Source organism: Streptomyces sp. enrichment culture (genome assembly GCF_964273255.1).
In the GTDB taxonomy this organism is placed as follows: domain Bacteria; phylum Actinomycetota; class Actinomycetes; order Streptomycetales; family Streptomycetaceae; genus Streptomyces.
In genome coordinates, this window is record NZ_OZ186835.1 from 1716286 (window position 1) to 1738612 (window position 22327).

At 74.3% G+C, this 22327-nt stretch carries 14 protein-coding genes; 3 read left to right on the top strand and 11 right to left on the bottom strand.

The window, feature by feature from the left end:
• Positions 1-566: 566 nt before the first annotated feature.
• The 7 genes from ACSU53_RS07325 to ACSU53_RS07355 all read right to left on the bottom strand — a co-directional run bounded on the left by ACSU53_RS07325 (position 567) and on the right by ACSU53_RS07355 (position 13012).
• Complete coding sequence (locus ACSU53_RS07325) at positions 567-1394, bottom strand: S1 family peptidase (protein ID WP_437025736.1); 828 nt, start codon at positions 1392-1394, stop codon at positions 567-569.
• 143 nt (positions 1395-1537) lie between these two features.
• The gene (locus tag ACSU53_RS07330) at positions 1538-3070 is read right to left on the bottom strand and encodes an RNA polymerase sigma factor (protein ID WP_437025738.1); all 1533 of its coding nucleotides are present in this window, start codon (positions 3068-3070) and stop codon (positions 1538-1540) included.
• Positions 3071-3747: 677 nt separating this feature from the next.
• Positions 3748-4635, bottom strand: coding sequence for a FadR/GntR family transcriptional regulator (locus ACSU53_RS07335; protein WP_437025740.1), 888 nt, complete (start codon positions 4633-4635; stop codon positions 3748-3750).
• A 163-nt stretch (positions 4636-4798) separates the two neighbouring features.
• On the bottom strand, positions 4799-7078 hold the full coding sequence (locus tag ACSU53_RS07340; protein WP_437025742.1) for an ATP-binding cassette domain-containing protein: 2280 nt from the start codon (positions 7076-7078) through the stop codon (positions 4799-4801).
• Between the two features lie 113 nt (positions 7079-7191).
• Positions 7192-7950 (bottom strand): NUDIX hydrolase, encoded by a 759-nt coding sequence (locus tag ACSU53_RS07345; protein ID WP_437025743.1) that lies wholly within the window; start codon positions 7948-7950, stop codon positions 7192-7194.
• Between the two features lie 131 nt (positions 7951-8081).
• Positions 8082-10013, bottom strand: coding sequence for a glycogen debranching N-terminal domain-containing protein (locus tag ACSU53_RS07350; RefSeq protein ID WP_437025745.1), 1932 nt, complete (start codon positions 10011-10013; stop codon positions 8082-8084).
• Positions 10014-11215: 1202 nt separating this feature from the next.
• Complete coding sequence (locus ACSU53_RS07355) at positions 11216-13012, bottom strand: DUF4192 domain-containing protein (protein WP_437025747.1); 1797 nt, start codon at positions 13010-13012, stop codon at positions 11216-11218.
• Positions 13013-13555: 543 nt separating this feature from the next.
• Between ACSU53_RS07355 and ACSU53_RS07360 the strand changes: the two genes are divergently transcribed.
• On the top strand, positions 13556-15721 hold the full coding sequence (locus ACSU53_RS07360; protein ID WP_437025749.1) for a RecQ family ATP-dependent DNA helicase: 2166 nt from the start codon (positions 13556-13558) through the stop codon (positions 15719-15721).
• A 412-nt stretch (positions 15722-16133) separates the two neighbouring features.
• Positions 16134-16748: a hypothetical protein gene (locus tag ACSU53_RS07365; protein ID WP_437025751.1), complete on the top strand. Its 615-nt coding sequence runs from the start codon at positions 16134-16136 to the stop codon at positions 16746-16748.
• Between the two features lie 294 nt (positions 16749-17042).
• On the opposite strand, the gene ACSU53_RS07370 is transcribed toward ACSU53_RS07365, so the two are convergent.
• The 3 genes from ACSU53_RS07370 to ACSU53_RS07380 form a co-directional block, all read right to left on the bottom strand.
• Positions 17043-17669, bottom strand: coding sequence for a hypothetical protein (locus ACSU53_RS07370; protein ID WP_437025754.1), 627 nt, complete (start codon positions 17667-17669; stop codon positions 17043-17045).
• Between the two features lie 68 nt (positions 17670-17737).
• The gene (locus ACSU53_RS07375; RefSeq protein ID WP_437025756.1) at positions 17738-18439 is read right to left on the bottom strand and encodes a ribonuclease HII; all 702 of its coding nucleotides are present in this window, start codon (positions 18437-18439) and stop codon (positions 17738-17740) included.
• Positions 18440-18519: 80 nt separating this feature from the next.
• The gene (locus ACSU53_RS07380; protein WP_437025757.1) at positions 18520-19143 is read right to left on the bottom strand and encodes a TetR/AcrR family transcriptional regulator; all 624 of its coding nucleotides are present in this window, start codon (positions 19141-19143) and stop codon (positions 18520-18522) included.
• A 187-nt stretch (positions 19144-19330) separates the two neighbouring features.
• On the opposite strand from ACSU53_RS07380, the gene ACSU53_RS07385 reads away from it, so the two are divergent.
• Positions 19331-20878, top strand: a complete 1548-nt coding sequence (locus ACSU53_RS07385) for an MFS transporter (protein ID WP_437025759.1) — start codon at positions 19331-19333, stop codon at positions 20876-20878.
• A gap of 512 nt (positions 20879-21390) precedes the next feature.
• On the opposite strand, the gene ACSU53_RS07390 is transcribed toward ACSU53_RS07385, so the two are convergent.
• On the bottom strand, positions 21391-22326 hold the full coding sequence (locus ACSU53_RS07390; RefSeq protein ID WP_437025761.1) for an ADP-ribosylglycohydrolase family protein: 936 nt from the start codon (positions 22324-22326) through the stop codon (positions 21391-21393).
• Between the last annotated feature and the right edge of the window lies 1 nt (position 22327).

The following is a 22327-nucleotide window of genomic DNA, read 5'->3' on the forward strand; positions in this document are numbered from 1 at the left end:
AGCTGCTCCTGACGAGCCGGGGCTTCGCAGCCGGTCTCGGCCGCCCCGGAGGCGCAGCGCAGCTCCTTGTCCTGCTCGGGGACTCGATGGCGCCTGCGCCGTCACAGCGCCGCCCACGCCCTCCCCGCGACGCGGTGCAGCTCCTGCCCTCCCCACGCATGGCCTGCTTGGCCTCGACGTCGACGATCAGCCTGCCCTTTCCCCGCGCTGCGGCCCGGAGTGCGGGCGGGCTGTGCGCTGACAGTCCCTGCGGCCGCTGCCGTCGGGGCTACTCGGTCCTTCCGGTTCCTGTCGCGGGGACGAATGACGAGGCGCTCGCACCCGCGGCCTGCCGTCACACTCCCGGCGGAGCGACCGCCGGGACCGTGACGGCAGGCACCCTCAGCGAACGGCGGCCGGGGCCCTGACCGGCTCCGTCCGACACCGCGCAGGGCTCCCGACCGCCGGGGCGCGCCATCCGCCTTCACTGCTCGGCGCTCGCCACCGGAGGGAGCCGGACCGCGCGGGAACCCGTCGTGCATCGCCCTGACGGCGGCTGCGAGGGCCCACGGTCCGCGACGGGGCCCTCAGCCCCAGCCGAGCGTCCGCAGAACGTCGGACACGCGCGTGTACACCCCCGGGCTGCCGGCCCAGCCGCAGCCGCTCCCCCAGGACACCAGGCCGATCAGCCGCCCCTCGGCCACCAGCGGCCCCCCGCTGTCCCCCTGGCAGGCGTCCCGCCCGCCCGCGACCTCACCGGCGCACAGCATGGTGTCGGCCCGGTAGGCGCCGTCGGCGCTGCCCGGGTACGCGGCCCGGCACAGCTGGTCGGGCAGGACGCGGACCCGCGCCGCGTGCAGGCTCCCGGCGTAGGAGCCGCCGCCCGTGGTGTCGCCCCATCCGTAGACGGTGGCGCGGGTGTCCGCCCGGTAGGCGGGGTCCCCGGCGGCGGCCATGCCGATCACGGAGCCCTCCGGAAGCGCCTCGGCCAGGCTGAGCACGGCGAAGTCGCCCGAGTTGGTGCCGGCGTCGTACCCCGGGTTCACCCAGGTGGACCGGACGGCGATCTCCTGGCCTTCCTCGGAGAGCAGGTCCGTGCGTCCGGTGATGACCTTGAGGTCCCGCACTCGGTCCGGCGACGCCCCGAGCACGTTCCGGTCCATGCAGTGCGCCGCGGTGAGCACGGTGGTCCTGCCCACGGCCACTCCCCCGCAGAACTGTCCGGCCCGGGTACCTCCGAACCGGTCACGGCTGGACAGCGCGACCGTCCAGGGCCCCTCCGACACGTCGACGGGGAAGCCGCCGACGACGATGCTGTCGGCTGCCGCGGGGGCGGCCGTGGTCAGCGGTATCGCGGCTGCCGCGGCCGCGAGAACCAGTGGCCGGGACAGGGCCCGGGCAAGGCGACGACGCATGCGCACTCCTCACACTGGGGTGATCGTTGGACACCCAGGGTGATCCACCGTGCGCGGCCCCGCACCCGCGGAACCGTACGAAGGCCCGGCCCCGCAGTGGGGGCCGGGCCTTCGTGTGGCCGTGCGTCCGAGTGGGCCGTGACCTAGTCGAGGTAGTCGCGCAGCACCTGGGAGCGCGACGGGTGACGCAGCTTCGACATGGTCTTGGACTCGATCTGGCGGATGCGCTCGCGCGTGACCCCGTACACCTTGCCGATCTCGTCGAGGGTCTTCGGCTGACCGTCGGTGAGACCGAAGCGCATGGAGACGACGCCCGCCTCGCGCTCGGACAGGGTGTCGAGGACGGAGTGCAGCTGCTCCTGCAGAAGCGTGAAGCTGACGGCGTCGGCCGGGACGACGGCCTCGGAGTCCTCGATGAGGTCACCGAACTCGCTGTCGCCGTCCTCGCCCAGCGGGGTGTGCAGGGAGATGGGCTCGCGGCCGTACTTCTGGACCTCGATGACCTTCTCGGGGGTCATGTCGAGTTCCTTGGCCAGCTCCTCCGGGGTGGGCTCGCGGCCCAGGTCCTGGAGCATCTGGCGCTGGACGCGCGCCAGCTTGTTGATGACCTCGACCATGTGCACCGGGATACGGATGGTGCGGGCCTGGTCGGCCATGGCGCGGGTGATCGCCTGCCGGATCCACCAGGTGGCGTACGTGGAGAACTTGTAGCCCTTGGTGTAGTCGAACTTCTCGACCGCGCGGATCAGACCGAGGTTGCCCTCCTGGATCAGGTCCAGGAACAGCATGCCGCGGCCGGTGTAGCGCTTCGCCAGGGAGACCACCAGACGGAGGTTGGCCTCCAGGAGGTGGTTCTTGGCGCGGCGGCCGTCCTCGGCGATGATCTCCAGCTCGCGCTTGAGCTTGGGCGCCAGCTTGTCGGAGTTGGCCAGCTTGTCCTCGGCGAACAGACCCGCCTCGATGCGCTTGGCGAGCTCGACCTCCTGCTCGGCGTTGAGCAGCGGGACCTTGCCGATCTGCTTCAGGTAGTCCTTGACCGGGTCGGCGGTGGCACCGGCGGCGGCGACCTGCTGGGCGGGCGCGTCGTCCTCGTCCTCGTCGGAGAGCACGAAGCCGGCGTTCTCGGTGCCCTCGGGCTCCTCCGCGGGCTTGGTCTCCTCGATGGCTTCCTCGTCGCCCGGCTCGACGGCGTCCTTCTTGGCCGCCGTCTTCTTCGCGGCGGTCTTCTTGGCCGCGGTCTTCTTCGCGGCCGTCTTCTTCGCGGCCGTCTTCTTGGCCGCGGTCTTCTTGGCGGGCACCTCCTCGTCGCCGGCCTCGTCCGCGGCAGGCGCCGCCGGGGTGGCGGCGGTGGCGGTGGCCTTCCGAGGGGTCGCCGACTTCGCCGCGACCGTCTTGGTGGCGGTCCGCTTGGCGGGGCTCTTCGCTGCGACGCTCTTGCGGGTGCGCTTGGGCTCTGCGGCACTGACCATCAGCGTCACACCCTCTTCCTCGAGGATCTGGTTGAGGCTGCGCAGTACGTTCTTCCACTGAGTGGCCGGAATCTGGTCAGCTTCGAAGGCCCGACGCACGTCGTCGCCGGCGATCTGCCCCTCAGCCTTTCCCCGCTCAATGAGCGCCATGACAGAGACGGACTCGGCGATCTCCGGCGGGAGCGTACGGGATGTGCTGGCCGACACGAACAACCTCTCGGAACGTTGGAAAACGGCTTCCGGCCCCGTCCACGTCGAACAGGAGCCGACCGCCGACTTGGGGATTGGGCCGACGGTGCGGGTGGGGACCGGGAGAGCACAGCGCCGTCATCGGCGTCCGTATTCCCTCCGTGGCTGCCACCAATTAGGTCATCGCGTTCTGCTCGGGAGCGTTACGCCCGTTCCGCGTGGCCCGAGTCACACCCCATAAACATGCAAAAACTGCCATACAGCGACATGTGTGATCAGAAGCGGAGGCAGCTCTGGCCCGTCCGGTCACCGACTGCCCGTCACGGGCTCCGGTATGCCTCCGGGCACCAGGAACAGGGAGGGCCGCGGACCTCTGGCCGACGCCCGCCGGGTCCACGGCCACCGGTCGAGGGTCCGGACACCGACCGAGCCCCGTGCACTCGGCGGGACTCGGTCCGCTCGGCGGGACTCGGTCCCTTCGGCGTGGCTCGTGCACGCGGCGGGGCTCAGCGCGCTCGGCGGAGGCCGACGCCCGGGGCGGGTACTGCGGGGCCCGGACTCCCGGACGGGGGCCGGGGCTCCGCCGGCGCCCGCGGGACCGACCACGGCCGCACGGGCACCGACGGGGGACGGCCGGCCCGGTGCCGCCACAGGAGGGGGGTGGCGCGCCGGGTTCCGCCGTCAGGGCAACGCGGTCAGTGCTCGCGGGGCGCGGGCACCACGCGTTCCACCTCGGGGTGGACCGTGAGCAGCTGGCGCATGGCCGCCTCGGCCGCGGGACCGTCGCCGCCGGCGAGGGCGTCGACGATCCGGCCGTGGTGGGCCAGCGACGCCTCCGTCGGCCGCTCACAGCCCGTGACCGGACCTCCGGAGACGTGCAGGGCGGCGGTCACGATGCCGGACAGGTGCTCCAGCATCCGGTTGCCGGCGACCTGGATGAGCAGCGAATGGAACTCGGCATCGGCCCGGGCGAACGTGAGGGCGTCGCCCTGGCCCATGGCGTGCCCCATGATCTCCACCATGTCGGTCAGGCGCTGCTGCACGTCCTCCCGCCCGTGCCCGGCGGCCAGGCGGGCGGCCAGGGGCTCGATCGTCCAGCGCAGCTCACTGAGCTCACGGCGCTGGTCGTCCCGCTGGGGTCCGAAGGCCCGCCACTCGATGATGTCCGGGTCGAGCAGGTTCCAGTCACTGACCGGTCGCACCCGTGTGCCCACGTTGGGGCGGGCACTGACGAGACCCTTGGCCTCCAGCACCCGGAGCGACTCGCGGACGACGGTACGGGACACCTCGAAACGCTGGCCGATCTCCTCGGGGACGAGGGGCCGGTCGGCGCCCAGATCCCCCGAGACGATCATCTGTCCCAGCTGCTGGACCAGTTGTCCGTGCAGTCCGCGCCCGCGGCTGCCCGCGGCGCGCCGGCCGACACGGGCCAGCTCAGGGTCCGCTCCGTCCCAGACAGGGGGCCCGACGCGGTCGGCGACGGGGGCCTCCGCGAAGGGGTAGCGGTCGAGTTCGCCCGGGTTCGCGAGGCCGGAGTCGGCGGAGCGGGCGGTGGTCATCATGGTGTGCGCAAGGGTACTCACGCATCCTTTGTCGGCGCGGTCCCCAACTCCCTTGAGGGCTTTGGTGAAAAGCACACGAAAGGGTGATCGCTCACCCCGTCGCAATTGACGCCTTATCGGAAAGAAATGGGCTTTCCATGGGGAGTTGTGCGCACGGCCGTAACAGCAGGGACACGGACAGTCGTCATCGGACCCGGCCGCGCCGGGTGCTCAGCACGAACGCGCAGGCCAGAGCCCCCACCGACAACACCAGGGCACCACCGACGGGTTGACCGACCATGCGCAGCGCCCCGTCCAGATACTGCTCTCCTCCGAAGGGCCAGCGGAGCGGCAGCGCCTCCCGGACCCGCTGCGGAAACCCGACCGCACTTCGCACCTGCGTGCCCCGCGTCACCCATTCCAGGGCCGGCACGACGAGCAGGGGCACGGCGACGACCACGGCGAGCCCGGCGGTGGTCGAGCGGAAGAGGCCCGCGCCGAGGACCCCGGCCCAGGCGCACCCGGTCACGAGGCCGAGCCAACCCGCACTCAGCACGGGCCAGTCGGCGGGCACCCCGGCGAACTCCGGTCCGTGGACGAGCGACAGCACCTGCGCGTCGCAGACGACGGTCAGGACGGCCAGCGGCAGCGCGGTGAGCGAGGCCACGAGCAGCTTGGCCAGGAGCAGGCCCAGCCGCCGGGACACGGTGCCGCGGTCCGCCGCCAGTACGGGATGGCGGAACTCCTCGCCGAAGGCCAGCGCCCCGAGCAGACCCGCTCCGATCGCGGCCGGGGGCAAGGGCAGTTCCCTCGGCCAGGCGGCGAGCAGCCGCGGCTGCGGGGTGTGCCCGATCCGGGCCAGCACCACGGCGGTGAGCGCGGACACGAGGATCACCGCGACGACGAGCTTCCAGCCGGTGCCGGTGCCCACGGCGCGGCGGATTTCGTAACGGAGGGGGCGCAGCGGCGCGGGGGCGGGACGGACGGAGAGGGGAGGCGGAAGCCGGACCGGACCCGTCGGTGCCGTGCCGGTGCCTCCCGCGAGGGGGTTGCGGGAGGGGGCTGCGGGTCGCGGCTCTCCAGCCGGTGCGGGAGCCGCGGCCCCACGACCCACGTCCTGCTCCGGCGACCGGCCGGGGGACGACTCGGCAGCTACGGCGGCCACCGTGGAGACAGGGGATGGGAAAGGGGAAGAGGAAGAGGAAGGGAGTGGGGAAGGAACAGGAGCAAGGGCAGGGGCAGGGGCAGGGGCAGGGGCAGGCGATGGTTCCGGCGCCTGCGGTGCCTCGGGGCCGGGACGGGGCTCCGCCCCGAGGCCCGGTGCGGGGTCCTGCCCGGACCGTCCAGGCTTCGGCCCCGGGTCCGACCGTGGGGCAGCCTCGGCCTCCGGGCCGGGACCGGGCTCCGGCTCCGCTTCCCGATTCCGCTGCCGTTCCTGTTCCCGCTCGGGGCCGTTGGGCGGTTCCGGCACCGGTTCGGGTGCGGGGCCCTTCTCCGGAGCGGACCCGGGTCCCTGCGCCGACCCCACGGAGGCCGGACCGTCGTCCGGGGTCGCGCCGCCGTCCGAGGCCGCTTCGGCGTGGGCGGCGGGACGGTCGTCACCGGCTCCTGGACCCATGTCGCCCACCTCGTCAGCCAGTTGGTGCACGACGATGCCGTTGCGGAACGCGATCTCGCCCACGTCCGCGCACGTACTCCCGTAGACGCAGAGGCGGTTGCCGCCCTCGGGCACGACCTCCACGGAACGCCGCGCGGTGCGGGCCTCCCTCCTGAGGAGCACGGAGAGGCGGGCCGCATGTGGGCTGCGGACGGCGACCCGGGGGCGCAGCCGGGTGCGGGAGAACTCGGCGCCGTCCTGGTCGGCGACGACCCTCCCGCCGTCGAGGGTGACCACGTGATCGCCGATGCGCGCCGCCTCCTTGGGGTCGGCCGTCGTGCAGAGGACGGTGCCGCCCTGTTCCGCGTGGGCCCGGAGCAGGGCGTGCAGCCACCGGTGATCGCGTGGGGGGAGACCACGGGTGGGCTGGTCGAGCACGAGCGTGTGCGGATCGGCCAGCAGGGCGCACGCGAGACCCAGACGTCGGTCGGCGCCCCGGGAGAGCGTGCCGAGGCGTGCGTCGCGCAGGCTCACCAGGCCGACCGCTTCGAGGACTTCGTCGGCACGGTCACCCGGCGCGCCGACGGCGGCACACAGCATGTGCAGGTGCCCCCGGACCGTACGCGCGGGGTGGCCCGGCACGTCACCGAGCAGGACGCCCACCTCGCTCGCGGGCTGGGGGATCCGGTGCAGCGGACGCCCTCTGAAGTGGGCGACGCCCCGGCCGCCTTGGAGTCCGAGCAGGAGTCTGAGTGCCGTGGTCTTGCCCGCGCCCGGTGCTCCGAGCAGCGCGGTGACGCGACCGGCGTGCGCCTCGAAGGAGACGTCGTCGACGGCGGGCGGAAGCTCTTTGCGGGGGTTGCTGGTCAGTCCGATGGCCTCGATCACCCGAAGCAAGATAGCGCGCCATAAGGGGTTTTTCGGGCACCGCGGGGCCCGGCGGAACAAGGGACCCTCATGGGACCGGACGTGAGGTCGGGGCAGGCCCTGCGGGCCCGGCGTCACACCTCGGGGCGCAGCATCGGCGGGTTGAGCAGCGTGGCTCCGCCGGCCCGGAAGAGCTGGGCGGGCCGTCCGCCCTGGCGGGTGGTCGTTCCGCCGGTCGGGACGAGGAAGCCGGGGGTGCCGGTGACCTTGCGGTGGAAGTTGCGCGGGTCGAGGGCCACTCCCCACACTGCCTCGTAGACCCGCCGGAGTTCTCCGACGGTGAACTCGGGCGGGCAGAACGCCGTGGCCAGGGACGAGTATTCGATCTTCGAGCGAGCGCGCTCCACCCCGTCCGCGAGGATCTGCGCGTGGTCGAAGGCGAGGGGGGCGACCTGGTCGTCGTCCCGGCCGTAGCCGCCCAGCAGCAGCAACTCCTCGACCGGCGCCCAGCGGGCGTTGGCCGCGTCGCCGCCGGCCCGGGGGGCGGGCAGATCGGGGGCGAGGGCGAGGTGCGCGACGCTGACGACCCGCATCCGGGGGTCGCGCTTCGGGTCGCCGTACGTGGCGAGTTGCTCGAGGTGGGCCCCGTTGTCCTGGACCGGGGCGCCGGGGTCGTGCACGTGCAGGCCGGTTTCCTCGGCCAGTTCGCGCGCCGCCGCCTGGGCCAGGTCCTCATCGGCCCGTACGAACCCGCCCGGAAGGGCCCAGCGCCCCTGGAAAGGGGGCTCGCCCCTGCGGATCGCCAGCGCACACAGCGCATGACGGCGCACGGTCAGCACGACCAGGTCCACGGTGACGGCGAAGGGCGGGAAGGCTGACGGGTCGTAGGGCATGCCGCGATCATAGTCGTCTCACTGACGATAAGCACTCCCTTCGCGGACCCCACCCACGATTGATCATCATCGGTCCCGAACGGTCACCGCGTTCCGGACCCCGCGGCCCTGACCCGGCCCGTCGGGGCAGGTCAGACGCCCAGCTGAAGGCCGTCGGCGGCCTCCTCGACCACGGCGACACCGAGTCGGCCGACCCGCACGGAGAACGGTGCTCCGGCGATGTTCAGTCCGGTAAGACCCACTTCACCGATCGGGGCGCTGCGCATCGGGTGCAGGGACACGGTGCCGGCGGGGGCGTCGGGACGGATGCCCGCGACGGTGGTCAGCAGCAGCAGCGCGGACGCCGCCGCCGGGGCGGCGGGGCGGCAGGCCGCCGGGTGCGGCAGCGGTGCGCCCCCCTCCGTCCGCTGCTCCCCGGCGTACCTCTCCGGCAGCCGGTGGTCGAACTCCGCTGCCGCCGCGAGCAGGCCCTGCAGCAGCGACGCCGCCTCCGCCTCGTGGCCGGCGGCGGCGAGTCCCGCCACTGCGAGGGCGGTCTCGTGGACCCGCACGGCACCGGACCGGTGACCGAAGGGGTTGTATCCCGGGTCCCGGACGGCCAGTCCGCGCAGCCCCCAGCCGGAGTCCATGCCGGGTCCGCCCAGCATCCGGGCCAGGTGCCCGGTGTCGGTGTGGCCGAGCAGCCCGGGGGCGAGCTCACCGCGGGCGAGGAGGCCGGTGTCGAGCAGGTGCACGGCCGCGGCGCCCGCGTGCGGAACCGGACGGCCGTCGCCCGCACGGACCGCGGCGGGCCGGCCCCCGCCCGGGGCGTCGGCCCAGAAGTCGTCTCGGAAGGCGGTCCGCACGGCACCGGCCCACTGCCGCAGTTCCGCACCGCCCGGTCTGCCGAAGGCGTCGAGCAGGTCGCCGCCGAGCAGGGCCGCACGGTGGGCGTGCGCCTGCGTCTCGGCGCGGCACGGTCCGCCGGGCTGCGGGTCCGGCAGGTAGAGACCGTCGCGCACGGTGTTGCGCAGCCAGGTCAGACAGCGTTCGGCGGCGGGCAGCAACTGTTCGGTGTCCTGCTCGGGCAGGCCCCAGCGGCGGGCCTCCGCCAGCAGGACGGGGAAGAGGAGGGTGGCCTCCGTCCCGGTGCAGCTCGGGGGCACGTGCGGGCCGGCGTCCCTGCGCGGCCCGGGGATCATCCCGGCGCGCGGGCCCGGTCCGGGCATCTGGGTACGGGCGAGCATGCGCAGGGTTCCCGCGGCCAGGCCGGTGCCCAGCGGGAGCGCCATGCGGGCGGCGGCGAGTGCGTCGGCGGGCGCCGGGCCGCAGCGCCAGGGAGCACCGGCCGCGAGATGGGTGTCAGACGGGTTGACGGGGTCGCGCAGCAGCAGGGACCGGAGGTCGGCGAGGCTGGTCCGCAGCAGCGCGGCGACCCGCTGGTCGTCACCGGTCGCCCGTGCGGGTGCGAGCGGGCTGGTGGCCCCGTACCCGACGGCACGCAGGGGCGCCCCTCCGCCGGGGCGCACCCGCAGGAGCACGCTCGCCCTGCCGCCCGGGGGCAGTTCGAGTTCCCAGCGCAGCACACCCGCGCAGGCCAGGGCGTCGGCGGGCGGGGGTTCGGCCGTGACCGTCGCGCTGCGGGTGCCGCCGGACCAGCGCAGCCCGGAGGTGTGGACGTGGGCGGGCAGTTCCGGCCCCGCGTCCCCGGAGGCGATCGCCGCGAGGTCGGCCAGGTCGGTACCGAGTGCCACCTCGACCGGGAGCCGCAGTGGGTGCGGGGCGGCACTGTGGAGCGTGATCCGCTCCGTACCGTCCGCGGAGTGGATCCGTTCGACCAGGACGTCCGGGTCCGGTCCCGACTGCCCCGAGGCCCTGAGGGTTCCCACGGACCGCACCCGGTCGGCGCCGATCGTCCGGGCCTGCACCATGAGCGGTTCGCGCCCCGCCACCCGGACCCGGCAGCGGGCCAGCAGCCGGATGCCGGCCCGGTAGAACCCTTCCAGCCCGTCTCCGGTCAGCTGTCCCTGCTCCGTGGAGATGACGAGACCGGGGAGGGCGACACCGGTCAGGGTGGTGTGCACCGCCGGCAGCTCCGCGAGCAGGCGGGGCGCGCTGCCGGGCGTCGGCCGGTGACCTGCGGCGGCGGAAGGGGTGGCCGGGGGGCGTCCCCACCGGTCCGGCCGTGGCCGGGGCGGTGGGGGCGGACGGGTGCGGGTCGATGGGACGGTCGGGCCGCGGGAGCCGGACAGTGGTGTGGTGGGGCGCTGCGGACGGGCACGGGGCGGGGTCCTGAATGCCACCGGCCGGGCCGAAGCGCTCCCGGGCCCAGCTCGGTGCGCCCCCCGGCCGGGGCATCCCGGGCGATCTCCCCTGTGCACCGGCACCGGACGGGAGGGCAGGCCGGGCCAGGTCGTCCGGTGCGGCCGGCGTCCCGGTGCGGCCGGGGCCGCGTTCCCGGGGCGCCGCACCGACGTACTGCTCGCCGGGGTGCGAGGCCGTGGCGTCGGCGGGGCGGCTCGGGCGTCCGGCCGGCTCCGCGATCCCGCGTCGGCCGGCGAGCGCCGGAGCCGACCCGTTCGCGGAACGGTGGTCGTCCGCCGGGGCGGTTGAGGGTGACTGCTGCACGTCTGGGGTTCCTCTGCGCTCGGGGGCTCGGACGCGGCCGACGCAGCGGCGAGCTCCGGCCGGGCTGGGGCGGGTCGGCGTCCCAGCCCGGGTGAGGACGCCCCGCCCCTCCGGTCAACGGTGCCGCCCTCCCCGGGTCACGCACGGCCGCCGCCAGCGGCCGCCTGCCGGGGGCGGAGGGACGGCGGGGCGGTGGGACGGCGGGGGCGACTCGGCGGGGCGGCCGGGCGTCGGGGCACGCCTCGGCGGAGCGGCACGCCGGCGCTGCCCCGCCCGGTCGCCCCCGCCGTACGCGCGGGTCGGGCCGGTCGGGTCGTCGGACCCGTCGGACCGGTCAAGCACCCACCCCGGAGCACACCGGCGACAGCCTCCCGGTCGTCGAGCCCACCACCGAGTCGCGGCGACCGACCGGACCACAGCACCGACTCCCCACCGGTCATCCCTGCACACCACCACGACTCGTGCCGTCCCCACCCCACACCCGTCCCGGCTCGTGAGGCACCCGGCCCCAGCCGGGGCATGCGTCCCGGCCGCTCTCTCCGCTTCCACGACGCTCCCAGCGCACCGGAAGGCCCTGCGACGGAGTCACGCTCCGCGCCCACATGTCCAGGGCTGCTGACGGTCCGGCCCGCACCGGTCGCTCCCCTTTTCCTCTCCCTCAACGCTGACTTTCACCGCCCTCGGTTCCGTGCTGCCACGCCCCTCCCGGCGTGCGCGGCGCGCCTGCCTCGCCCGCAGCGCCTCCGGCACCTCCCCTGGGACGGCGGGAGGTCCCCCGACCCGGTGTTCCGGGGTGTGTCCCCGCCGGGCGGGTGCCGCCGTCCGTCGCGGCGCCCGGGCGGAGCCCGCCCCGTGCACCGCCCCCCGGGTGCGTGGCGCCCGCCCACGCACGCTGGCGGGGGATGCGCGCACTGGGACGGCGGCCGTCGGTTCGCGTGCGGCGTCGGGGCGACGTGCCTCCGGGCCCCGGCTCCCGCCCCTCACGCCGACGGTGCGGCGCCGCGTCCCGGGCGTCGAGGGCTCCGGCCCCGGCCTCCCCGGTACCACCGATCCCCCCTGCACCACCGGTCTTTCCAGCACCACCGGCCTCCGCGGCACCGGCGGCTCCCCCAACTCCCCCGACGCCTCCGCCGGGCGCGCCGGCATTCCCGGGGAGCGCGGGGCCACTCGCCCCTGTGCTCCTGCCGTGCCCCTCACCGCCATGGCCAACGTCACCGCCACCAGCACCGCCACGGCCGTCGGCCCGGGCGGACCGCTCCGAGCGCAGGCAGCGCCGGACCGACTCGGGGTCGAGGCCCTCGTTGCAGGCCTGGTGCAAGAGCCGGGCGAAGAGATAGTCGGGGTCCGCGCCGAGGGCCATGGCGAAGGCCTCGCGGGCTTCCAGTTCGTCGCCGGTGGACCAGGCGACCCACCCGGCGAGGGTCAGGGGAGCGGCGGCGTGTTCGCCGTACGGGCCGCTGCACCGGCGGGCCAGTGCTCGCCACAGGCGGAGGGCCGGGGCTGCGTCGTCGCCCTCCATCCACTCCGCCGCGCGGTCGCGTGTGGTCCGGTCCTGGAGGCCGAGGATCAGGGTCGCGGCCTCGTCGTGGCGGATCAGTTCGTCGTCCCGCAGGTCCGCCGGGAGGGCGCCCGTGGCGGGCGGGGCGGCGGCGAAGCGGCGCAGGATCCGCTCGGCGAGGCGCAGGGTCTCGTCGGCCACCTCGACGCGGCCCGCCTCGTCGAGGATGCGGGGCACCAGTTCCAGCCCGGCCGCGTCGAGGGCGGCCTCCTGGTCGGCGGTCGCGAAGCCCTCCCTCGGCTGGAGGCGGGCGCGGAGCTCGCGCAGGGTGCCGCGGACCTGGAGTCCGGCATAGGTGGCCGCGGCGGCCAGTACGGAGGTGCCGGCCAGGCCCATGGGGGTGCCCGCGGCGGGGCAGCACTCCTGGTTGTCGCAGCAGTACGACCAGAAGCGGCCGTCGGAGACGCACAACGCCTCCACCACCGGGACGTCGAGGGCACCGCACTCGACGCGCAGGGCGTGGGCCAGCGGGGCGAGGTGTTCCTTGACCTCCCGGCCGGAGGCCCCGCGCTCCGGCTCCCTGCAGAGGAAGAGGATCATCTGTTCCGGCGGGGTCCCGCGCCGGGTGCTCCCGAGTACCAGGCCGCGGACCAGCTGCCGCGCGGCCGACGGCCAGTCGTCGCGGTCGGCCGGAATGCCGAGGCGGGCGCGGCCGCCGAACCGGCCCTGCCCGTCCTTCTCGTGCAGCGTCACCAGAACGATGCTGTCCTCGGGCCGGTAGCCGAGGAGATAGGGCAGCGCGTCGACGAGTTCGGCGGGGCTGCGCAGCGTGATCTGCTGCCTGTCGCCATGGCCCTGGTAGGCGGTGCAGGCGATGTCCGGCGCGGGAAGCGGGGGCCGTCCTCCCCCGTCAGGCGGGAGCGGGGGCCCGGGGTCGGCGTGCGCAGCCGGCTCCACGGGAGCCCCGGTGCCTTCCCGAGCCGCAGGACCCGCCGCACCGTCCTGCCCCGACCCGACCCCGCCTCCCCCTCCGCGCGGACGGCCGCCGTCCCCGGAGAGGTCGTCGCTCCCCGCGAGCCGCCGGTCGTCACCTGCCGACCGACGTCCATCAGCGCCGAGGTGGCCCCCGCCGGCGCCGGGCCGCCGATCGTCCACGGCGGGACGGCGGTCGTCAGCGGCGGGGCGGCGGTCGTCTGCGCCCAGGCGGCGGTCGTCAGTGGTGGGCCGGCGGTCGTCTGCGGCGGGCCGGCGGTCGTCTGCGGCGGGCCGGCGGTCGATGTCGTCGGCGCAGCGGTCGGTCTTGTCGCCGTTTTCGGGGGATCCGGTCGTTTCGATGTGATGCGTCATGTGAGGACGATCTCGCGGATCGCAATCGTCCGCTTACCCTGTGGATAACTTTGATCAGGGGCACGCCATAAGCGGGGCGGCCCACCGGGCCGCGCCGGCGCCTCCGCACCGCTCGGCGACCCGTCCGTCAGTGCCGTCCTGTTGTATGGAGGCATGGAGCACACGAACAACGCGGATCTCCGGACCGCCGCCGACACGGTCCTCGCCCGTCTCGTCGGGGACGCGTCGGGCGAGGCCCGGCTGCGCGAGGACCAGTGGCGGGCGATCGAGGCGCTGGTCGCCGAGAAGCGCCGGGCGCTGGTCGTGCAGCGCACCGGGTGGGGCAAGTCCGCGGTCTACTTCGTGGCCACGTCACTGCTGCGGTCCCGGGGCAGTGGCCCCACGGTCATCGTCTCGCCGCTGCTCGCCCTGATGCGCAACCAGGTCGAGGCGGCCGCGAGGGCGGGCATCCGGGCGCGCACCATCAACTCGTCGAACGTCGAGGAGTGGGACACCGTCCAGGAGGAGATCGGTGCCGGAGCCGTCGACGTGCTCCTGGTCAGCCCCGAGCGGCTGAACAACCCGGACTTCCGCGACCGGGTCCTGCCCGAACTGGCCGCGGCCACCGGGCTCCTGGTGGTGGACGAGGCACACTGCATCTCCGACTGGGGCCACGACTTCCGTCCGGACTACCGCCGGCTGCGCACCATGCTGGCGGACCTGCCCGCGGGCGTTCCGGTGCTCGCGACCACCGCGACGGCCAACGCGCGGGTGACGGCCGACGTGGCGGAACAACTGGGCACGGGAGGATCGACGGACGCGCTCGTGCTGCGCGGCCCGCTGGACCGGGACAGCCTGAGCCTGCACGTGCTGCACCTGCCGGACGCGGCGCACCGGATGGCGTGGCTCGCCGACCACCTGGACGAGCTGCCGGGTTCGGGCATCGTCTACACCCTGACCGTGGCGGCCGCGGAAGAGGTCACCGCCTTCCTGCGGCAGCGCGGCCACACGGTCGCCGCGTACACCGGCAAGACGGAGAACGCCGAACGGCAGCAGGCGGAGGAGGACCTGCTCGCCAACAAGGTGAAGGCGCTGGTCGCCACGTCCGCGCTCGGGATGGGCTTCGACAAGCCCGACCTGGGGTTCGTGGTCCACCTCGGCTCGCCCTCCTCCCCGATCTCCTACTACCAGCAGGTCGGCCGCGCCGGGCGCGGGGTCCGGCACGCCGAGGTGCTGCTGCTGCCGGGCCGGGAGGACGAGGCGATCTGGGAGTACTTCGCCTCCCTCGCCTTCCCGTCGGAGGAACTGGTCCGCCGCACCCTGGACATCCTGGCGCGCGCCGACCGGCCGATGTCGCTGCCCGCCCTCGAACCGCTCGTGGAACTGCGGCGGTCCCGTCTGGAGACCATGCTGAAGGTCCTCGACGTGGACGGGGCCGTGCGCCGGGTCAAGGGCGGGTGGACCGCCACGGGGCAGCCGTGGACGTACGACGCCGAGCGGTACGCCTGGGTGGCGCGGCAGCGCAAGGCCGAGCAGCAGGCGATGCGGGAGTACGCGACGACCACCGGCTGCCGGATGGAGTTCCTGCAGCGCCAGTTGGACGACGAGGCCGCCAAGCCCTGTGGCCGTTGCGACAACTGCGCGGGAGTCCGCCACTCCGCCGAGGCGTCCGCTGCCGCACTGGAGGCGGCCCGCACGGACCTCGGCCGGGCCGGTGTCGAGGTGGAGCCGCGGCGCATGTGGCCCACCGGGCTGCCGGCCATCGGCATGGACCTCAAGGGGCGCATCCCCGCGGGGGACCTCCCCGCTCAGGGGCGGGCGTTGGGACGCCTGTCGGACATCGGCTGGGGCAACCGGCTGCGCCCGCTGCTCGCCCCCGGTGCGCCGGACGGTCCGGTTCCGGACGACGTGGCCAAGGCCGTGGTCGGCGTGCTGGCCGACTGGGCGAGGGGGCCCGGAGGGTGGGCGTCGGGCGGCGCGGACGCCGTGGCGCGGCCGGTCGGTGTGGTCACCGTCGCCTCGCGCAGCCGCCCCGCGCTGATCGAGTCCCTGGGCGCGCGGATCGCGGAGGTGGGCAGGCTGCCGCTGCTGGGCTCGCTGGAGTACACCGGCGAGGCGTTCCCGGCGTCCCGCAGCAACAGTGCCCAGCGCCTGAAGGCCCTGGACGGGGCGCTGGCCGTACCGCCGGCGCTGGCCGAGGCCCTGGGGAAGGGCGAAGGCCCGGTGCTGCTCGTCGACGACTACACGGAGACGGGCTGGACGCTCGCTGTCGCGGCGCGCCTGTTGCGGCGGGCGGGGGCTCCCGGAGTGCTGCCGCTGGTCCTGGCGGTGCAGGGCTGAGCCGACCCGTCGGCTCGGTGGTCCGGGCCGTCCCGGGCTCGGCGGCGGGCCCGGGACGGCCCAGGTCACCGCGTCGCCGCCGGTCGCGGCCGATCGCGGGTCGCCGGTCGCCGGTCGCCGGTGTACGGAACGCTGCGTGCACGCCTCTGGACGCCCCGCACTCGCAGGGCATAGGAACGATCCGGGGCCGGCCGCCGGCCGTGCGGAAGCCGGAGAGCAGGGGCGGGGATATTAGCCGCGCATCATCCGATAACGGTCCGCTGCCCCAATTGCTCGTTGCCGCGGCTCAGTTCGACAGGAAGAATTGAGGTCCGCACCCGCACGGCCCGTCTGCCGCCCAGGTAGGGCGCTGTTGCGTGCGCGCTCCCCGAATCCGACCCCGCCCGCTGTGGGCGTAGCCGAAGGGAGGACCGTGACCTTCGGATTCGCTCCGTCCTCGGCGGCATCGCTGTCCGCGCCCGCCGCATCCGCCCACCGTGTGCTCGAACCCGCGGAGTGGGCCGCCGCGGGAATCCCGCTGCTGCGCAACCCCCGTGAGGTCGTCAGTGGCCTGCACGCCCGGCACCGCCCCGGGCCCGCGACCGCGGTCGTCGCCGTGCTCGACCCGGACGAACGGCTGTGCGCGAGCGCCTCGTTCACCCGTCGGCCGGCCCCCGCGGACGGCTGGATGTTCCGCAACGCCCTGCTCGCGCAGCTGCGCCGGGTCATCCCGCACGACCTGCGGCGCCGCACTCCGGTGCGCACCGCGGTACTCCTGTACTGCCGGGAGGGGGACGCGCGGTGGACCGAGGAGGACGGTGCGTGGATGTGGGGCCTGCGGGACGCCTGCACGCTGCACGGGCTGCGCTGCGGCGCCTACATCACGCTGACACGTGACGGCTGGCAGGTACTGGGCGAGGGCCGGGGCGGCCGCCGTCCCAGCGCCGGTTCGGCACCCGAGCCGGTGGCCCTGTCGGAGGCACCTCCGCGCATACCCCGGACCGGCGGCGTCGCCTCGGAGGTCATGCGCCGGGCAGCCGCGCGCTAGGTCCCCCGCCCGGCGACCGCGGTACGAGGTCAGGTGCCGGTTCCGGGCAACCGTGCCGAGAGCCGCACGCTGCGCGCCCCCCCACCGGAATGCTCGCGCCCCGCGGCTCCGTCGGAGGGCTGCCGGACGCGGCCGTGCGGCGGCGGGCACACCACGCGGCGCGACACCGCGGACGTGGCGGCGGCAGGGCACCAGGCGCCCTCACCCGCGAGGCGCGGGCGGCCAGGTCCTTGCCGCGGGCTCGCCTGCGGCGCGCCCCCGGCCCCGGCGTCCGTGGATGCCGGGGCGGGTGGCTCAGACTCCCGCGCCGAGCACCGCGTTGATGCGCTGCGGGTCGCCGCAGACGATCAGCAGGGCACCCGACTTGGCGTGGGCGGCCGACAGGGCGGTCACGGCGGCCGGTTCGGGACCGCCGTTGACGGCGACCACGACGACGGGCCGGGACGCGGCACGGTGCGCGACGGCGGCGTCGGCGTAGAAGACGTCGTCGCCCGCGTCGTGCTGGGCCCAGTAGGAGGCTTCGCCGAAGGACAGTTCGTGGGTGGCCCACGGGTGCGGCTCGCCGGTGGTGATCACCAGCACGTCACCCGGGGCACGGCCCGAGTCGAGCAGCAGGTCCACGGCCTCCTCGGCGGCGTCGAGCGCCCCCTCGGCGGACGCCGGGATCAACTGGACCTGTGCGGTGGGCGCGTCGGCTGCGGCCGGGGCGGAAGGGCCCGGCTTGGCCGTGGCGGTCGCGTCACGCGCCGTGCGCTGCGCCGGCGGTGCGGACCGGTGCGGTCCGGGACGGCCGGGACGCGGAGCCGCAGGGCGGGGACCGGGTACGGGACGGGGGGTCGGCGCGGTGCGGCCGCTGGCCGGCGTGGCGCGGGGACCCTGGGCACTCTCGTGAATCTGAGGCTCCTCGGGAATGAGAGGCATGGGCTGTTTTTTATCAAACGTTGGTACGGCTCGCGCCGCCGGGTGGCACATGAGTGCGAACGGAATCGTCAGAACTCGAAACCGAGCTGACCGTCGATCGCCGGAACGCTCTCCTCGGTCCAGGTGCGGACCTTCTTGAGGTGCCGCCACTGGGGCAGCGCATCAAGATACGCCCACGACATCCGGTGGTACGGAGTGGGTCCCCGGACCTCCAGTGCGGCCCTGTGCACGGGCGACGGATACCCGGCGTTGTCCGCAAAACCGAAGTCTGCATGGTCGAGGCCCAGTTCGGCCATCATTTTGTCGCGCTGAACCTTGGCGATCACCGAGGCGGCGGCGACCGCCACGCACGACTGGTCGCCCTTGATGACCGTCCGGACCTTCCAGGGCGACCCGAGGTAGTCGTGCTTGCCGTCGAGGATCACCGCGTCGGGCCGGACCGGCAGCGCGTCCAGGGCGCGGACCGCCGCCAGCCGCAGGGCGGCCGTCATCCCCATCTCGTCGATCTCCTCGGGGGACGCGTGCCCGAGGGCGTACGACGTCACCCAGGCCCGCAGCGTCTCCGCGAGTTCGGTGCGGCGCTTGACGGTCAGCAGCTTGGAGTCGGTGAGCCCCTCGGGGGGTCGGCGCAGTCCGGTGACGGCCGCGCAGACGGTGACCGGCCCGGCCCACGCGCCGCGCCCCACCTCGTCGACACCTGCAATGATCTTCGCCCCGGTCGTGGCGCGGAGTGAGCGCTCGACGGTGTGGGTGGGTGGTTCGTACGGCATGGCGCCCTTAGCGTACGCCGCCCGACGCGGGCCGCGACACCCGCCTCCCCCGGCGGCCCGCGGGCCGCCGGGAGCGGGCGTCAGCCGGCGTCCGGCCGCAGCAGCGGAACCATCAACTGGTCGATCATTTCGGTCAGATCCCTGTCCGTCCATTCACTCCCGCACATCTTCGTGCGGTACATCATCATCGCCGGAATCGCGTCGCACACGTAGTCGTTGGCCGCGTCGCGGCGCACCTCTCCCCGCTCCACACCTCGCTCGATCACCTCGCGCAGCATGGCGAGGGTAGGCTCGACGACCCCCTCGAAGATGACCGCGTGGAAGCGGTCGGCCTGGGTGGTGTCGCATTCGTGAATCACCGAGCGCAGGGCGAGTCCGGACCGGGAGAACATCGCGTCGCGCGTCCGGATGCAGAGCGTCAGCAGGTCCTCGCGCACGCTGCCGACGTCCGGCGCCGCGTCGAAGGGCGGCAGTCCGGCCCGCAGGGCGTCCGCCACCAGGTCCTCCTTGGAGGACCAGCGCCGATAGACGGCCGCCTTGCCGGTCTGGGCGCCGGCGGCGACCCCTTCCATGGTCAGGCCGTTCCATCCGACCGTGCTGAGCTGATCCAGGGCGGCGTCGAGGATCGCGCGCTCCAGGACCGCACCGCGGCGGCGGGAGGCGGGGGTCCGGGCCTGGGCGTCGGCCCAGCTCGAAGTGTCCATCTGACTCTCTCCAACGAGCAGTGGAAGCGGGCATTCCGGGGATGCGGGGGCGTCGTGCGGCCACAGACGGGGACGCGCCGGACGACACCCCATCAAGTGAACGCTTGCGTTCACTGTCAGGGAGCTCCTACCGTTGAGACCAACAGTGAACGCAAGCGTTCACTGAACGACCTGTGGGGGATCCATAGTGAGAACCTCTCCATTGCTCCAGGACCGCAAGCCGGGAGCGGCCCGCCGGGGCGGACATCCCGGGCTCGCGCTCGCCGTGATCGCGGCGAGCCAACTGATGGTGGTACTCGATGTCACGATTGTGAACATCGCGCTGCCGCACATCCAGACCGCGCTCGACTTCAGCACCACCGATCTGACCTGGGTGGTCAGCGCCTACACCCTCACCTTCGGCGGCCTGCTGCTGCTCGGCGGCCGGGCGGGGGACATCCTGGGCCGGCGCCGGGTGTTCATGACCGGCATCCTGCTCTTCACCTTCGCGTCGCTGCTCGGCGGCTTCGCCCAGGAGCCCTGGCAACTGCTGGTCGCCCGCGTCCTGCAGGGTGCCGGCGGTGCCATCGCCTCGCCCACCGCGCTGGCGCTCATCACCACCACGTTTCCCGAGGGCCCGGAACGAAACCGGGCCTTCGGCGTCTTCGCCGCGGTCTCCGCCGGCGGCGGTGCCATCGGCCTGCTCGCCGGCGGCATGCTGACCGAGTGGCTCGACTGGCGCTGGGTGCTCTTCGTCAACGTGCCGATCGGCGTCCTGATCGCCGTGCTCGCGCCGCTGTACATCAATGAGTCGGAACGCCACACCGGCCGGTTCGACATCGCGGGCGCCGTCACCTCGACCGCCGGCATGGCCTCCCTCGTCTACGGCTTCATCAGAGCGGCGGACGAGGGCTGGCGGGACGGCCTCACGATCGGCTCCTTCACCGCCGCCGCGGTCCTGCTGGCCGCCTTCGCCCTCATCGAGTCCCGGGCCAGGGAACCGATCACCCCGCTGCGGATGTTCGCCGACCGCAACCGCTCCGGCACCTACGTGATCATGCTGAGCCTGTCCGCGGCGATGTTCGGCATGTTCTTCTACATCGTCCTCTTCGTTCAGAACGTGCTCGGCTACAGCCCGATCGAGGCCGGGCTGGCCTTCCTGCCGGTCACCGTGGTGATCGCACTGGGCGCGGGGGTGTCGCAGCGCTTCCTGCCCGTGTTCGGTCCCAAGCCCTTCATGCTGGTCGGTTCGACCCTCGCGGCGCTCGGGCTGGCGTGGCAGACCCTGATCACCCCGGACAGCTCCTACGTCACCGGCGTCCTCGGACCGATGCTCGTCTTCGGCCTCGGCATGGGTCTGAACTTCGTGACCCTGACCCTCACCGCCGTCGCCGGCGTGGCCCAGCACGAGGCGGGAGCGGCCTCCGGACTGCTCAACGCCACCCAGCAGGTGGGCGGCTCGGTGGGCCTGGCCCTCCTGACCACGGTGTTCGGTTCCGCCAGCCGGGACGAGGCGCAGCAGCAGATCCCGCGCTTCCTCGCCGAAGGGACGCCGCAGCAGCAGGCGGAGTTCGCCCGCACGCAGCAGCTTCCGGCACCCTGGGGGCACGAGGTGCTGACCGAGGGCATCGCGCAGGCCTTCGTCCCCGCCGCGGCGATGGCCGTACTGGCACTGGCCACCGCGTGGTTCGTGATCCGTGTCCGCAGGAGCGACCTGGAGGCGCTGTCCGGAACGGCAGGGCCCGGGCTCGGCTGACACACGCCCCTCGCGCGCCGGACCCGGCTGTTCCCCGAGACCCGTCCCGGGCCTCGGGGAGCCACCGGGGCCGTCGTGCGACAGGTGGTGGAGGCGGAACCGCCCGCCACCGGGCGCGACCGGACGCCCCGACCGGTCCACCGCACGCGGCAGGGCGCGCCCGCGGACCGGCAGGCACACGGCACCGCCGCACAGCACACTCACGCCACTCGCCCCCTCTCCCCGCCACTCCCCTTCCTGCCAGCCGTCACCCCGTCACCGTGGCCGCCGTCGCCCGTCTTTCCCTGCTCTCATCGCCCGCCCACCTCACGCGTGTCCTCCGGCACACCGCGACCCGGTGCGCGCTGCCCCCTGTCCGCTGTCGGCTGCCCCCTGTCGGCTGTCCGCTGTCCCTGTCGGCTGCCCCTGTCTGCTCTCCGCACGGTGCCGTCGGCACGCCGCTGTCGACCTCACAACGGGCGAACGGTCACAGAGAGTTCCCGGCACACACGGACTGTCACGCATACGAGTGATCAGGAGTTCGGTGCGTCCAGCCGCTCCGGCAGGGCCCCGTCCAACCACTCGGGCAGCGCCTCGGTCCCGCTCAGCCACTCCGCGGGGGGCGTCCCCGCCTCCCCTGCGGCCACCACCCCGCCCACGATGGCGCACGTGGTGTCCACGTCACCGCCGGCCTGGGCGGTCGTCCAGAAGGCGTCCGCGTAGTCGTCCAGGGAGCGTGCGGCCGACCAGAGCGCGAAGGGCACCGTGTCGTGGGCGGTGGTGCGCCGCCCACAGCCGAGGACGGCCGCGACGGTCGCCGCGTCGCCGTAGTCGAGCATGTCCCGGGCCCGGCGCAGTCCCGCGCCGACCGCGCTGCGGGCCGGGATCAGGCCGATCACGCCGTCCAGCAGGGCCTCCGGCCCGGGCGGCCCGTCGGCCCCGGCGACCAGGGCAGCCGCGGCGGCGACCGCCATCGCGCCGACCACGGCCTCCCGGTGCTGATGCGTCGGGTAGGCGGAGATCTCCGCCTGGTGGGTGGCCTGCTCGGGATCGTCCGCGTACCAGGCGCCCAGCGGGGCGATCCGCATCGCGGCGCCGTTGCCCCAGGAGCCCTGCCCGTTGAAGAGCTGCGCGGCCGGCTCCCGCCAGTCCCCGTCGTCGCGGACCCGCCCCAGCAGCCGGCTGACCGTCCGGCCGTACCCCCGGTCGGCGTCATGGCGCTCGGCGAAGGACCGGGCCAGCGCGTCCTGGTCGATCCGCCGGTACGCGGTGAGCACGGCGACGACGGAACAGGCCATCTCGGTGTCGTCGGTCCACCGCCACGGCGCCGGGGGGAGGGTCCGGCTCCTGAGGAGGGAATGGTGCACGGGCACGAAGAACTGCGCGCCCAGCGCGTCCCCCACCGACAGTCCACGCAGACTGACCAGGGCGCGCTCCAGGCGCACGGCGGAAGAGGAGTCAGCGGTCATC

What these genes read in the sequence shown, in the direction of transcription:
- ACSU53_RS07325 (WP_437025736.1), bottom strand. Translation starts at nt 1,394, where the DNA reads ATGCGTCGTCGCCTTGCCCGGGCCCTGTCCCGGCCACTGGTTCTCGCG.
- ACSU53_RS07345 (WP_437025743.1), bottom strand. Translation starts at nt 7,950, where the DNA reads ATGCCCTACGACCCGTCAGCCTTCCCGCCCTTCGCCGTCACCGTGGAC.
- ACSU53_RS07360 (WP_437025749.1), top strand. Translation starts at nt 13,556, where the DNA reads ATGGAGCACACGAACAACGCGGATCTCCGGACCGCCGCCGACACGGTC.
- ACSU53_RS07370 (WP_437025754.1), bottom strand. Translation starts at nt 17,669, where the DNA reads ATGCCTCTCATTCCCGAGGAGCCTCAGATTCACGAGAGTGCCCAGGGT.
- ACSU53_RS07375 (WP_437025756.1), bottom strand. Translation starts at nt 18,439, where the DNA reads ATGCCGTACGAACCACCCACCCACACCGTCGAGCGCTCACTCCGCGCC.
- ACSU53_RS07380 (WP_437025757.1), bottom strand. Translation starts at nt 19,143, where the DNA reads ATGGACACTTCGAGCTGGGCCGACGCCCAGGCCCGGACCCCCGCCTCC.
- ACSU53_RS07390 (WP_437025761.1), bottom strand. Translation starts at nt 22,326, where the DNA reads ATGACCGCTGACTCCTCTTCCGCCGTGCGCCTGGAGCGCGCCCTGGTC.